This window comes from Aliiglaciecola sp. LCG003 (assembly GCF_030316135.1).
Lineage (GTDB): Bacteria > Pseudomonadota > Gammaproteobacteria > Enterobacterales > Alteromonadaceae > Aliiglaciecola.
Genome location: NZ_CP128185.1, coordinates 4303203 through 4316546, shown reverse-complemented (window position 1 = coordinate 4316546; position 13344 = coordinate 4303203). Strand labels below are relative to the sequence as shown.

Genomic DNA, 13344 nt, shown 5'->3' with positions numbered 1-13344 from the left:
GTTTTGCTAACATATTGTTCCGATTTATGGGCTTGAGATTACGCGTGTCTAATATTCAACTTTTTATCAGTTGCACACTTATTTGGGGTTCAACCTGGATTGCCATTACTTATCAACTGGGAGAAGTGGATCCAGCTTTGTCGGTTGCCTACCGGTTTACCATCGCGTCGCTAGTATTAGGCGCATATTGTTGGTTTAAGAAACTGCCTTTGAAAATGCCAACCCATATTCATCTGAAAATGGCGGCGGTGGGATTATGCCTATATACGTTGGATTATAGTTTCTTGTATCAAAGTCAAAAGTACATCATTAGTGCTGTGTTAGCCTTGATGAGTTCCAGTATTATTTATCTTAATATCATTATGCGTAAAATCTTTTTGAAAAAACCGATTCGGCCAGAAGTGTTGATTGGAGCCACTTTTGGTTTATTGGGCATGGCGCTTATTTTTTTGCCTGAATTTGATAAGGTGCAAAATGATGAATTTTTAGCTTTTGGGATCCTGCTCGCCTGCATCTCATTCTTTTTCGCCGCGTTGGGTAATGTGGTGTCTGAGCGAATCTTGGACCAAGGCACACCTGTAATTCAAATGAACTTTTGGGCGATGACCTATGGGCTGGTGTTCTTATATGGCTTTGCATTTTTCAGCGGGGCTGAATTTATTCTGCCCAAGTCGACAGATTATTATGTGTCTCTGCTATTTTTAGCCGTGTTTGGTTCCGTGTTGGCCTTTGGTGCTTTTATGAAACTAATGCAACAGATCGGCTCTGACAAAGCAGCCTATGTGGTATTGATGTATCCTTTGGTCGCCTTGTTTCTTTCAACATTATTTGAAGGATATCAATGGCAACTTCAAGCTGTTATTGGTGTTTTAATTGTGTTGTTTGGTAATGCAATTGCTATGGGTAAGATAGGTCTGCTGCGCTTCAAGATTAAATCGTCAGCAAATTAGCATCCTGCGAACACACTCTCAGTGCGCGGCCATGGGCTGCGCACTTGACCGTAGCAAACAGACTAGAGTGCATTGATTTTCTTATTCAGCTCGTAAGCTGGTTCTGTTACGATTTTTTCTAATACCTGCACACGTTCTTTCAAATCATGTATCTGCTGATCTTTCTCATCAATAGTGGCTTCGTATTGTGCTTTCTGACTGGCTTTAAAAGGGTTTGATGTTTTTCCATTAAACCAGTCGACTAATTTCCAATTGTGTTGCTTATCTAACCAAGCCGCATATAAATACAGGGCGCTTGAGCTAGCTATTATCATGACTATCCAAAATGTACTCATTTTCTTCTCCAATAAATGACGGTTGATTAGGTTCTGCATGGACAAATTTGATTGCATTACTGAGTTAGTCAGCCAGGCGCAAAAATTATTACAACAATTTTGTAATTATTTTCAACTTAGGCAGACTATTGCTTATGAATCACTTAATCGGTCATCCCAATTTGGGATTGACTAACCGCAGGGAGTTTTGGCTTGAGTAAGGAATTTGACAGGATCCTGTCTGAATATGGACCGATGCTGAGCCGTGTGGCGTCAAGTTATGAGGCTAATGAACACCTTAGACAGGAATTGCTCCAGGAGATTAGCTTAGCGGTGTGGCAAGCATTAAAAGGTTTTAAAGGTAATAGTAGCTTAAAAACCTATGTTCTGCGGGTGGCGCATAACAAAGCCGTTACTCATGTTTCCTATCATTCAAAACAGCCGAATAATGACAGTTATTGTGAAGTCGACAACCCCATTGCCGCTGTTCACCAACAAACTTCCGAACAAAACCTTTCACAACAAGCGGCGATTCAACATTTACTTGAGGGGGTCCGCAAGCTGCCTCTACAAGCTAGACAAATTATTACCATGTCGATGGAAGGTCTGAGTTATCAAGAGATTGCCGAGGTATGCGGGATTAAATCGGTCAATGTGGGTGTGATAATTAATCGCGCTAAGAAAACCCTAATGGAGCAAGTTCAATATGAACAATAACCGCGACAATCTAGAGCAGTTGTGGCAACAACAGCAGGTTTCACCGGTTGACACATCGCAATTAAAGCAGCAATGGCGACTGATGCGCAGTAAACAGTACTTGTATGTTTTGCTGGATGCGTTATCGACAGGGGCGATACCCGCAATTCTATTTCTGTATAGACACAGTTTATCGATGTTTGAATTTATCTGGATTTCGGCATTATCGGTGCTGTTTACGGGCTGGTTTATTTATACGCTGTGGCTACGACGCTATTCACTGGGTATGAATAAAACCGCTACCTCAACCTCCGATTTTGTGGAACAAGTCAAACGCCAGTACCGGCAAAATATGAAAATTGCATATGTAAATAAACTGCTGTGTTATTTGATGCCTTTCATATTTGCGTCGTATTTTGCCTTTGGTTATCTGGGTAATTATATTGATCAGGCCGAGATGTTTCGCAAGGGCTCTAGAATGCTGTTGTTTAATTTACTGTGCTTACCCTTTATTTGGATTTGGGCTGATAGGCGACAGAAGAAGTTTGCTAAATTACTGGCCGGATTTGAAGCTCGCTGGTCAGAATATTCTGTGAAAGACTTATAAGCATTGTGAGTGAAACTCGGCCTTTGAACCTTTTAAATATCGATTAGATCAAAATCCAATCATGGTTTTTATGCTGATTTCAGGATAAGTAGTAATAAAAACAGTCCTGGTCTTTTTTATAACCAAGGGATTCGTATAGCGCCTGCGCGTTATGGTTAGAGTGTTCTGTTTGTAACATGATCCAGCAAGCTAGTTGCTTTTTTGCATAGCGCTTGGCTTTTTGCATCAGTGCTCTAGCCACCCCGGCTCTGCGAGCAGAAGGGGTCACAAATAAATCATTTAGCAACAAACTCTTCTGAGCCTTAACTGAGCTGAAAATAGGATACAGTTGGACGAAACCCAATAGTGGCCCTTCATCCTCCTGCGCGACAAAAATAGTCGAGTCCCGCTGGGTTAGCCGTTCTGCGATGAACCGTGTGGCGATGAGCATATCTGAATTTTGTTGGTAATAAACACGATAGCCGTCAAACAGTTGCGCCAAACTGGCTAGGTCGTCAAATGTCGCTGAGCGAATTTGCATAAAATTTCCATCAGGTTGGACCTGGATTTTGTATTATTTGCCTACGCTTTACATTAAACTCATTCCATGTGCGAAATCAAACAGTTACTCGAAAAAAATCGTAAGTGGTCAGAAGCCACTACGGCCAACAACCCCGACTTTTTCCAGTCCTTGGCTCGTCAACAGAGTCCGAGGTATTTGTGGATTGGGTGCTCGGACAGTCGTGTTCCGGCCAACCAGATTCTGGACTTACCGCCAGGGGATGTGTTCGTGCACAGAAATGTAGCCAATTTGGTGGTGCACACCGACTTTAACTGTCTTTCTGTGCTTCAATACGCGGTTGATGTACTCAAGGTTGAACACATAATAGTTTGTGGCCATTACGGCTGTGGCGGAGTTGATGCGGCATTACAAAATAACTCTCTTGGTCTAATTGATAATTGGCTCGGGCATATTCGTGACCTAGTGCATAAATATAAAGCTGATTTAAGCGGTTTGTCGGCCCATGAAAAGGCGGCCAAATTGTGTGAGATTAACGTGCTTGAGCAAGCTTCCAATGTGAAACGCAATAGTATCGTTCGAGAAGCCCTTGGTCGAGGCCAAAAGCTGCAAATCCATAGTTGGATTTACAGTTTGAAAGATGGACTGTTAAAAGATCTCGCTAGCCAATAGCTTAATAGGCTTTTGATCTTCACCCTAAACCTGCTTTTTTACCACTAAGATTATCTGCTAGTACCAAGCTGAGCATTAAAATTTGCCCTGTCGCTCACGTGTTACATTCTCCTAAATCGCTAGCCAATGGCCTACGCGAACTCACCCTTCACAACCGCCAGCCCTTAAATGACACTCTGTTTAAAGGATAATCAGCCGTATAATGCCCATCAAATGTAAATATTTTATTACATAAATATTCAATCGATAGGAAATTTACCGAGAGTAAATTTTTCCGCTGTGTTATAACCAACATGCTGTTTAAAAACAGTCACTTGCTAAAACTAAATCCACGGAGTAAGTGGATGAAAATTAATACAAGGGAACATACAAATGAAAACAACAATAGCGAAGTTGGCATTAATCTCCTCAGCAGTCGGTTTAGCCTTCACACATACAGCAGTATTAGCACAAGAAACCCAAGGCGTTGAAAAAATAACAGTGACAGGATCACTGATCAAACGTACTGATATGGAAGGGCCCTCTCCGGTTACTTCGATTAGCGCGGATCAAATAGCCAATACAGGTGTAACGGATTTAATCAGCTTGTTTACCAAGTTGCCTATTTCCGGCCAAGGCACCTTTTCCACCCAAGGTAACAGCAGTGACGACACTGCCAATGGCGGTTCAAGTGTGTCTTTGCGTGGACTTGGTGCAGACTCAACCTTGATTCTAATCAACGGTCGTCGCGTATCGGTTTCACCTTTTGCAAAAGGGATTGATACCGCTTTCGTCGATATTAATAACATCCCTATTGCGGCGATTAAGCGCGTCGACATCCTCAAAGATGGCGCTTCTGCAACCTATGGCTCTGATGCTATCGCTGGTGTAATAAACATCGTGCTTAAAGACGATTTTGATGGTGCTGAGATTTCAGCCAAGTTCGGTACCACAGCAGATGGTGGCGGCGATGAACAAAATATCAGTTTGATATGGGGTAGCAGCAGCGAGAAGTTCAAACATACTTTTATTCTCGATTATTTTGACCGTGAAGAAGTGCTTTACGGGGATCGCTCTTTTTCAAGCTCTTCAAATCAAGCCGCGTTGCGACCTAATGACCCTGATGCGGTCGATTTCAGAAGTTCGGCGGGTATTCCGGGTACCATAGCGTTGCGCTCTGATCCAACTAATCGCGTCATTGATGAATTTGGCGTCGACCGCTGTGCAGCTGAAGATATTGACCGAGAAAATGTTCTTTGTCGTTATGATTATGCGCCCGTCATGACTATGGTCCCAGATGCTGAGCGTTTCAGTTTCAACTACCTAGGTCGCTATGAGGTGAATGATTCGGTTCGTGCTTTTATAGATTTTAATGGTCAAAACTCCAAATCTATTGTTCGCGGTGCGGGCAGCCCAAGTTTTAATGAATTGTTCATGGATGGCGACAATGCCAATCATCCTTTCGCGGATGATCCAGAACATCCATTCTTTGGACAAGACCTAACGATGCGCCGTCGTACCGTAGATATTGGCAATCGTGAAAAACGGGTTGATACCGATTATTACCGTACCATTGTTGGTTTAAATGGTGAAATCGAAACATGGAACTGGGAAGCGGCTTATAGTTACATCAAAAGTGAATCGGTAGAACGTGGCGTTGACGGCTATCCAAATTCAAGACGTGTTCAAGAAGCTATCGATAGCGAGCTATGGAACCCCTTTGAACCATCAACCAACTCACAAGAGGCGTTAGATTATATCGAGACAACTACTACTCGTGTGGGCAAATCAACCAACAAAACCTTCGATGTAACTTTCTCAGGTCCATTGATGAAGATGGGTAACAGCGAAGTAATGGCTGCGATTAAGGCTGAGTACCGCGAAGAAGCAATCAGCGATAATCCCGATGATCAATTCTTGCGTGGTGATGTATTTGGTACAGAAGCAACCCAAGCAAATGGCGAACGCGATAGTAAATCTTTGTCAGCAGAATTTGCTTTTCCAGTGATGGATGAATTGGAAATTCAGTTGGCTGTAAGATATGAAGATTACAGTGACTTTGGCACCACCACTGATCCTAAAGTATCGTTTTTGTGGGCACCAATGGACAACCTATCCTTCCGCGGCTCTTACGGTACTGCATTTAGAGCACCGTCTTTGCATCAGCTAGGATTAGGCAGAACAGATGAATCGCCAAACTTAGTCGATACCGTACGCTGTAATGCTGTGGACTTAGGCTGTCAGCCTGCTGAATATACAGCAGTGTTCGCCGGTAACCCAGAATTAGGGCCAGAAGAATCATCAAGCTATAACTTAGGGATGATATTTGAAGTCACTGAAGATTTAGATTTCTCGATTGATTACTACAGTTATGATATCGAAAATATCATCGATTCAGATACCCAATTTGTGTTTACCAACTTTGGTAATGATTCAACAGTTGTTGAACGTATTCCTACTGCAAATCCAAACGACCCAGGTGAAGTAGTCAGAGTGTATGATTCTTTCCAAAACATCGGTGATCTAGAAACTTCTGGAATAGACTTGGATGTTGGCTACAAAATGGAGTCTGACATGGGCTCCTTTAGATTTGGCTTTGTGATGAACTACGTGGTCAAATTTGAAGAGTATCGTCCTGCGGCCGATGGTGGTAAGAGATTGAACCTCACCGAAGGTCAGTTTGAACAACCTAAAGTCCGCCACACTACTTCAATGGATTGGGTAATGGATGACTTCAACGCAACAGTTGCGGTTAACTACATTGGTGAGTTTGATGGTGATGCTGATTCAGGCTTTGGCGATAAAACCGTTGATGCCATGACCACAGTAGATTTGGTTTTCAATTATAGAGGTATTGAAAACACCACACTTACGCTAGGTGCAACCAATTTGTTCAATGAAGAGCCTCCATTTAGCCACCATGATTTTATGGGCTACGTGAACTCTACCCACAATGGTCAGGGACGTTTTGTCTATGCTCAAGCAGGGTATAAATTCTAAAACCTGATTTAACCATTTAAAAAGCGCCGTTAGGCGCTTTTTTGTTTTGTAACCACCGAATTCAGCATACAATGCTATTGAAATAAATATAATTTAATGCCGTCGTAGATTACACACTACGTGGTCAATTCACTAAATCTGCACTTGGATAAAAATGTCAAACACCATAAATAGCAAGATTGATAAACCGGAGCTTGGCTTAGTCGAATTTGTAGCGCTAATGGCTTTTTTGACATCACTGGTGGCGTTGAGTATCGATGCAATGTTGCCTGCAATGAATCAGATTGGTAGTGATTTAGCTAGCGACAGCCCTCAATACACCCACATGATAGTGTCTATCTTCTTTTTGGGTATGGCATTAGGGCAAATGTATTACGGACCCTACTCGGATGCTAAGGGCCGCAGGGCGGCTATATTATCCGGCTTACTAATTTTTGCGCTTGGTACGGTTATTTGTATGTTGGCCGAGTCCATGGAAGTACTGCTATTTGGCAGAGTGGTTCAGGCCTTCGGCGTGTCGGGCCCACGCATTGCCTCCATTGCGCTTATTCGTGACCGCTTTTCTGGTGAAGCCATGGCACGGGTCATGTCATTCATTATGATGGTGTTTATCTTGGTGCCAATGATCGCCCCAGCCTTCGGCAAAGTTATTCTCATTTTGGCAAGCTGGCGAGAAATTTTCACCTCGTTTTTAGTCATTGGCTCTGCAGTAGGAATTTGGTTTTTCAGCCGTCAGCAGGAAACTCTGCCTAAAAATAAGCGGGTTAAATTTAGTTGGGCGGCACTGATAAAGTCGAGCCAGTACATCCTTACTCACAAGCAAGTGATGTCATATACCTTAGCTATGGGCTTTATATTTGGCGCCTTCCTGTCCTACCTAAGCGCCTCACAAACCTTGTTTGAAGAGTTCTATCAAGTAGGAGATATGTTTCCGCTGTACTTTGCGATTTTAGCATTTTCAATTGGTTTTGCATCTTTTGTAAACGGTCATTTGGTAATGACACTGGGCATGCGAAAACTTTGTTTGGGAGCTCTGTATGGCAATATTGTCATGGCGAGTCTATTGGTCAGCATCACTTGGTACTTTGATGGTTTACCGCCCTTGCTTGTTACAGTAAGCCTGTTATTTTGCGAATTCTTTTTTATTGGAATTTTATTCGGCAACCTCAACTCTATGGCAATGGTCCCTTTGGGCCATATTGCTGGGTTAGGCGCTGCCATTATTGGTTCCTTAAGTAGCGCTTTTTCAGTCCCCATCGCAATCTTCATTGGCAGCTATGTGACTAACGATATTGTGCCGATAGCAATAGGCTTTCTGCTCTTTGGCTGCTTAGCACTGATTAGTGTCTTATGGGCGGGTAAAGGTGATAGTCACTTAGATGAACCAGAGCAAGTGGTATGCTCAACTCGTAAAATAAACCAATAGTCTTGACCTGAAAAAGCCGTTCGGCTATTTCAGGTATTCAGACTATTTAGCGGTTACTAAGGGTTATTTGACTAAACGGACTATGGGGGAAGGTTTGACGTTTTCGACAATGTCGACAACACGTGGGTGCCTTACACCATTTTTAACTTTGTCGTAAATCACATTTTTCATTTCCAGCTCCTGACAAAACTTGTAAAAAGTCAGAAAGTCTTTTCGTGAAAAATCGTCATTTTCTCGGGTTAATTGGCTGTCGATATACATTGACTCACCATTAGCTGTTAACGTTGCTAGCGCTGTATACGGCTCTCCATATTTTTTTACACGAAGTGCTCTAACCATTTTCACTTCGAAGATCCAATCTCCCATTTGAGTGAATCGAGATATCGATGAATTCATTTTGTTCCCCACTCAGAACTTTTACTTTTATTATATTTAATGGAAACCTACTGATAGTCGCCTTGGACGCAAATGCAATCGACGAGCCAATACTTCAGGCTTTTAAAAATGGCGTCTAGGGAAAAACCCTACGAAAATTAAGTTTCCAAACAGAGACAGTCCAGCGACTCCAAATCACCAAAAGAGTGTATTTTGCGCTACAAAAACTGTTAAATGTAATCTAAATCAAACGGTTATATATATAATTATTTTTTATTATTATAGTATCATTTTTGCGACTAGTTAATATGTTTTGCTCTAAGTCTGCATTTAACAACTGGGTAAGCATAACCCTAAAGCAGAGTTAATACGAGTTTGGTTAATAATTCCACACTATTGTACATATTTTCATTAAAAATTCATCATAGACCACTTAGAACTTTAGTCTAGATACGAATAGAAAAAGCCCGACCAAAGGCCGGGCAAAAGGGCTTGGTTTAAGCACCTAACGACAGAAACGTAAATTTCTTGCTAATTATGAAGACTATTAAGCAACATCAACTATTGCTTTCATATCCGTCATATATCCCCGTAACACTGCACCAACAGATTCGACACCGTGATTACGTATTTTATGGTTCGCGTTAACAAGTGCCATGTTGTCAACACTATTGGAGCTAACGTTCAAACCTTTGCCAATCAATTCGGCCGAGATAGTGGGCATTAGCTTTTCTTTCAATAATGGGATGGCCGCATTAGCGAAGAGATAGTTGCCATATTCTGCTGTATCAGAGATAACAACATTCATCTCATATAAACGCTTGCGGGCAATAGTATTCGAAATTAGTGGAGTCTCATGTAATGACTCATAATAAGCTGATTCAGGTAGAATGCCTGCTTCAACCATGACATCAAATGCCAGTTCAACACCAGATTTGATCATGGCAACGATTAGGATGCCTTTATCGAAAAATTCTTGTTCGTCAATTCTGCCTTCAAACTGAGGCGCATTTTCAAAGGCACTTTGACCGGTTTCTTCACGCCATTTGAACAAGTTTGCATCACCATTGGCCCAATCTTCCATCATGGTTTTTGAGAATTCGCCACTGATGATGTCATCTTGATGTTTTTCAAACAAAGGACGAAGCATAGTGGTGAGTTGATCCGATAGTTCACAGGCTTTTAATTTTGCAGGATTGGACAGTCGGTCCATCATATTGGTAACACCACCGATTTTAAGCGCTTCGGTAATGGTCTCTAAACCAAATTGGATCAGCGCACCAGCATAGCCAGCATCTATACCATCTGCTATCATTTTCTCATAGGCCAAAATAGCCGCTGTTTGTTGCATTCCACAAAGAATGGTTTGCTCACCCATCAAATCAGATTTCACTTCTGCTACAAAGGATGATTGAAGTACACCGGCACGGTCACCACCTGTGGCAGATGCTAAGGCTTTGGCGATATCCCAACCTTGTCCTTGTGGATCATTTTCTGGGTGAACAGCGATGAGTGTAGGGACACCAAAACCACGCTTGTATTCTTCTCTAACTTCAGTGCCTGGACATTTGGGTGCACACATTACAACTGTGATGTCTGCACGGATTTGCTGACCTTCTTCTACGATATTGAAGCCATGGGAATAACCCAAAGTTGCGCCCTTTTTCATTAGCGGCATAACTGCCTCAACAACGCTGGAATGTTGTTTATCAGGGGTTAGGTTATAAACTAAATCCGCTTCCGGTATCAATTGTTGGTAAGTGCCAACTTCAAAACCATTGCTTGAAGCTCTTTGATAAGAATCTCGTTTTTCATCAATCGCGGCTTGGCGTAACGCATAAGAAACGTTCAAACCAGAGTCACGCATATTCAAACCTTGATTAAGGCCCTGAGCGCCGCAGCCTACAATGACTATCTTCTTGCCTTTTAAATATTCGCATCCGCTAGCAAATTCACTTTTTTGCATAAAACGGCAGCGGCCTAACTGATCAAGCTGCTGACGAAGAGATAATGTGTTGAAGTAATTTGCCATTATGTACCTACTGATTGGTGTCTTAAATTTATTGGCTGTAAACCAAGTGTAAAATCTATCGAGTCAGTGACGACTTGTGATGCTGTGCAGTCTAGACTTTCTTTAATGTTGAATAAAATGATATATTCGCAATACTGTATTTCATATTATGAAACAAATGGATATTCGCTCATTACAATTGTTCGTACACTTGGCTAATAGTTTGCATTTTGGCAAAACGGCAGAAGCGTTATTTGTCAGTCCCTCTACACTTAGTCGCGCGATTCAGCGGTTAGAAGAGGAGTGTGGGGCTGAGTTGTTTATCCGCGACAACCGAAAGGTTAAGTTGACCATTGCCGGGGAGAAAATGCGCGCCTTTAGCCAGCAAACATTATCTGCCTGGCACGGCTTAAGAGCGGATCTTGATCAACTGAACCCACTGTTAACTGGCGAGATAAAGTTATATTGCTCGGTGACGGCAAGCCAAAGTCATTTGCCAGATATTCTCAATCGCTTTCGCCAGCAACACCCACAGGTTGAAGTTAAGCTCACCACCGGCGACCATGCATTGTCAGTAAGCAAGGTGCTTGACCAGCATGCTGACGTGGCAATATCAGTGCACACCCCAGACTTTCCAAAAGAACTAGCCTTCTTCCCGTTGGATACCATTCCATTGCTATTGATTGCGCCAAAAGACAGTAATATCAATAGCTTGCAGCAAGTTGATTGGACTGCTAATTCGGTGATCTTGCCCGAGTCCGGTCCGTCTAAAAGGATTGTGCACCATTGGTTTGCTGAAATGGGTATACGACCTCGAGTGTATGCCACCGTGGGTGGTAATGAGGCGATTGTGAGTATGGTTGCCTTGGGCTGCGGATTAGGCATAGTGCCAAAGGTGGTGCTGGATAATTCCGTTGCTAGCAAAAAGGTCAACCAAATGCCCATTGATAACATAGAGCCTTACAAACTAGGTTTATGTTGCTTAAAGGCTCGCGTCAATGAAGTATTAATTGACGCTATGATAAACCAGGCGGAAATACTTAAGTAAAAACGCCTAAGTGACGTCAATAGCGAAGTTGATGGATGATACTATCTAGCGCCCGGTAATTCATGGCTTCGGCAAGATGTTGTCGAGCGATCAATTCACAATCTTCCAAATCAGCGATAGTGCGAGCAACTTTCAAAATGCGATGAAAAGCGCGCATAGAGAATCCAAACTCTTCGGCAGCACCTTGTAAAAATTGTTTGTCTTTTGCGGTTAATACGCAGTATGTTTCTAGCTCCTTTGTGGTCATCAATGCATTGCATTTGCTGGCCCGTTGGATTTGGATCTCTCTGGCTTTGATGACTCTCTGTTTAATCTGTGCGCTATTTTCTGATTTCATATCAGGAGCTTGGTACATATCTGTGCTGGGTAATTTAGGCACATCGACTTGCAGATCTATGCGATCAAGAAAGGGTCCAGAAATTCTGTTTAGGTATTTTAAGACCTGTTCTGAGGTGCTACGGCCATCATGCAGACTACCGGTAGGACTTGGATTCATCGCCGCTACCAATTGAAACTGCGCCGGATAGCTTACTTGTCGAGCGGCTCGCGAAATACAAACTTGTCCAGACTCCATAGGTTCACGCAATACATCTAGCACCCGGCGTTCAAATTCGGGTAACTCATCTAGAAAAAGAATACCGTTGTGAGACAGGCTGATTTCTCCGGGTTTAGGGTTTGATCCGCCGCCTACCAAGGCTACCGCTGAACAGGTATGGTGTGGCTGACGAAATTGTCTTAATGTCCATTGTTCTGGCGTAATGGGATGACCGGCAATGGATCTTATAGTGGCACTTTCTAATGCCTGTTGCTGAGTCATCTCCGGCAGCAGCGTAACTAAGCGTTTGGCTAACATAGTTTTACCTGTGCCGGGAGGCCCACAAAATAGGATGTTATGTGCGCCAGCCGCACTAATCTCCAATGCTCGTTTGGCCAGATGTTGGCCGCAGATATCCGACATGTCTACTTGGTATGAGGGGGAACTAGTGGATACAGTATGGTGAAATAATGGAATTTTTTGTTGCTGATTAAGCTGCAGGAAGAGCGTGCTGAGGGTCGCTACAGGGATAATTTTACTGTCGGGAATAAGTGCTGCCTCGGCACAATTTATTGCGGGGATGATGGCAGTGCGCTTATCTTTTTGACAGGCGTAGTTGAAAGGCAATGCGCCGGAGATTGCCCGTACTTCGCCGGTCAATGCTAGCTCTCCTGCAAATTCGAATTCGTCGAAATTAACCTCGGGTAATAATTCACAGGCAGCAATGATGCCGATTGCGATGGCTAGATCAAAGCGCCCCCCTTCTTTCGGTAAGTCAGCAGGGGCTAGATTTATGGTGATCCGTTTGGCCGGAAACTCAAAGCCCGAATTGAGCAATGCGCTTCTAACTCGCTCTTTCGATTCCCGCAAAGCGGTTTCGGCAAGGCCTACTAAATTAAACGCTGGTAAGCCATTGGCTAAATGTACTTCAATAGTCACCAAGGGCGCATTGATCCCAACCGATGCACGAGAATAAACCACAGCCAATGACATCACATATCCTTATGTTGCTGGTAGCTGTTATAACGTTAGTTGAGCGCAACGGTCATTGCCAATTATGAAGGTCTAGTTTTTACTAACTCGTATTCCAAGACTATAACCGAGCGACTAGAAAGCTGTTATTGAGACACCCATCGTAATTTGCATCATTCCAAGACAGATACTGGACTACAAACACGCGGTAAATACGTCCCTGGACGCTTAGCGTTTTCATCCCTGAAAACCATAGTTTG

General features: G+C 42.9%; 12 protein-coding genes. 7 read left to right on the top strand and 5 right to left on the bottom strand.

Annotation, left to right across the window (positions count from 1 at the left end; genetic code table 11):
- Nucleotides 1–44: 44 nt before the first annotated feature.
- Nucleotides 45–950, top strand: coding sequence for a DMT family transporter (locus QR722_RS18885; protein ID WP_286284554.1), 906 nt, complete (start codon nucleotides 45–47; stop codon nucleotides 948–950).
- 62 nt (nucleotides 951–1012) lie between these two features.
- Here QR722_RS18885 and QR722_RS18880 read toward each other — a convergent pair whose 3' ends face one another.
- On the bottom strand, nucleotides 1013–1285 hold the full coding sequence (locus tag QR722_RS18880; protein ID WP_286284553.1) for a hypothetical protein: 273 nt from the start codon (nucleotides 1283–1285) through the stop codon (nucleotides 1013–1015).
- A 234-nt stretch (nucleotides 1286–1519) separates the two neighbouring features.
- Between QR722_RS18880 and QR722_RS18875 the strand changes: the two genes are divergently transcribed.
- Entirely contained in the window at nucleotides 1520–1981 is a 462-nt protein-coding gene (locus QR722_RS18875) for an RNA polymerase sigma factor (RefSeq protein WP_502872486.1), read from the top strand.
- The gene (locus tag QR722_RS18870) at nucleotides 1971–2567 is read left to right on the top strand and encodes a hypothetical protein (RefSeq protein WP_286284549.1); all 597 of its coding nucleotides are present in this window, start codon (nucleotides 1971–1973) and stop codon (nucleotides 2565–2567) included. Before QR722_RS18875 ends, QR722_RS18870 begins: the two co-directional genes overlap by 11 nt.
- A gap of 79 nt (nucleotides 2568–2646) precedes the next feature.
- Here the strand turns inward: QR722_RS18870 and QR722_RS18865 are convergent, their stop codons facing one another.
- Nucleotides 2647–3087, bottom strand: a complete 441-nt coding sequence (locus QR722_RS18865) for a GNAT family N-acetyltransferase (RefSeq protein ID WP_286284548.1) — start codon at nucleotides 3085–3087, stop codon at nucleotides 2647–2649.
- Between the two features lie 66 nt (nucleotides 3088–3153).
- Here QR722_RS18865 and can point away from each other — a divergent pair, with 66 nt between their 5' ends.
- The 3 genes from can to QR722_RS18850 all read left to right on the top strand — a co-directional run bounded on the left by can (nucleotide 3154) and on the right by QR722_RS18850 (nucleotide 8143).
- The gene (can, locus tag QR722_RS18860) at nucleotides 3154–3738 is read left to right on the top strand and encodes a carbonate dehydratase (protein WP_286284547.1); all 585 of its coding nucleotides are present in this window, start codon (nucleotides 3154–3156) and stop codon (nucleotides 3736–3738) included.
- Nucleotides 3739–4110: 372 nt separating this feature from the next.
- Nucleotides 4111–6717: a TonB-dependent receptor gene (locus tag QR722_RS18855; RefSeq protein ID WP_286284546.1), complete on the top strand. Its 2607-nt coding sequence runs from the start codon at nucleotides 4111–4113 to the stop codon at nucleotides 6715–6717.
- Nucleotides 6718–6871: 154 nt separating this feature from the next.
- Nucleotides 6872–8143, top strand: a complete 1272-nt coding sequence (locus QR722_RS18850; protein WP_286284545.1) for a multidrug effflux MFS transporter — start codon at nucleotides 6872–6874, stop codon at nucleotides 8141–8143.
- A gap of 63 nt (nucleotides 8144–8206) precedes the next feature.
- Here QR722_RS18850 and QR722_RS18845 read toward each other — a convergent pair whose 3' ends face one another.
- Both QR722_RS18845 and ilvC read right to left on the bottom strand, forming a co-directional pair.
- Nucleotides 8207–8539 carry a hypothetical protein gene (locus QR722_RS18845; protein ID WP_286284544.1) on the bottom strand — a complete coding sequence of 111 codons (333 nt, stop codon included), beginning with the start codon at nucleotides 8537–8539 and terminating at the stop codon, nucleotides 8207–8209.
- Nucleotides 8540–9065: 526 nt separating this feature from the next.
- Nucleotides 9066–10550, bottom strand: coding sequence for a ketol-acid reductoisomerase (gene ilvC / locus QR722_RS18840; protein WP_286284543.1), 1485 nt, complete (start codon nucleotides 10548–10550; stop codon nucleotides 9066–9068).
- A gap of 157 nt (nucleotides 10551–10707) precedes the next feature.
- On the opposite strand from ilvC, the gene ilvY reads away from it, so the two are divergent.
- Nucleotides 10708–11577 carry an HTH-type transcriptional activator IlvY gene (ilvY, locus tag QR722_RS18835; RefSeq protein WP_286287740.1) on the top strand — a complete coding sequence of 290 codons (870 nt, stop codon included), beginning with the start codon at nucleotides 10708–10710 and terminating at the stop codon, nucleotides 11575–11577.
- Nucleotides 11578–11593: 16 nt separating this feature from the next.
- Here the strand turns inward: ilvY and QR722_RS18830 are convergent, their stop codons facing one another.
- A complete protein-coding gene (locus QR722_RS18830; RefSeq protein ID WP_286284542.1) occupies nucleotides 11594–13105 on the bottom strand; it encodes a YifB family Mg chelatase-like AAA ATPase in 1512 nt (503 codons plus the stop codon).
- Between the last annotated feature and the right edge of the window lie 239 nt (nucleotides 13106–13344).

Excerpts from the sequence above, each read along its gene's own strand:
- QR722_RS18845 (WP_286284544.1), bottom strand. The coding sequence starts at position 8,539 with ATGAATTCATCGATATCTCGATTCACTCAAATGGGAGATTGGATCTTC.
- QR722_RS18870 (WP_286284549.1), top strand. The coding sequence starts at position 1,971 with ATGAACAATAACCGCGACAATCTAGAGCAGTTGTGGCAACAACAGCAG.
- can (WP_286284547.1), top strand. The coding sequence starts at position 3,154 with ATGTGCGAAATCAAACAGTTACTCGAAAAAAATCGTAAGTGGTCAGAA.
- QR722_RS18855 (WP_286284546.1), top strand. The coding sequence starts at position 4,111 with ATGAAAACAACAATAGCGAAGTTGGCATTAATCTCCTCAGCAGTCGGT.
- QR722_RS18850 (WP_286284545.1), top strand. The coding sequence starts at position 6,872 with ATGTCAAACACCATAAATAGCAAGATTGATAAACCGGAGCTTGGCTTA.
- QR722_RS18875 (WP_502872486.1), top strand. The coding sequence starts at position 1,520 with ATGCTGAGCCGTGTGGCGTCAAGTTATGAGGCTAATGAACACCTTAGA.
- ilvY (WP_286287740.1), top strand. The coding sequence starts at position 10,708 with ATGGATATTCGCTCATTACAATTGTTCGTACACTTGGCTAATAGTTTG.
- QR722_RS18830 (WP_286284542.1), bottom strand. The coding sequence starts at position 13,105 with ATGTCATTGGCTGTGGTTTATTCTCGTGCATCGGTTGGGATCAATGCG.
- QR722_RS18880 (WP_286284553.1), bottom strand. The coding sequence starts at position 1,285 with ATGAGTACATTTTGGATAGTCATGATAATAGCTAGCTCAAGCGCCCTG.
- QR722_RS18865 (WP_286284548.1), bottom strand. The coding sequence starts at position 3,087 with ATGCAAATTCGCTCAGCGACATTTGACGACCTAGCCAGTTTGGCGCAA.
- ilvC (WP_286284543.1), bottom strand. The coding sequence starts at position 10,550 with ATGGCAAATTACTTCAACACATTATCTCTTCGTCAGCAGCTTGATCAG.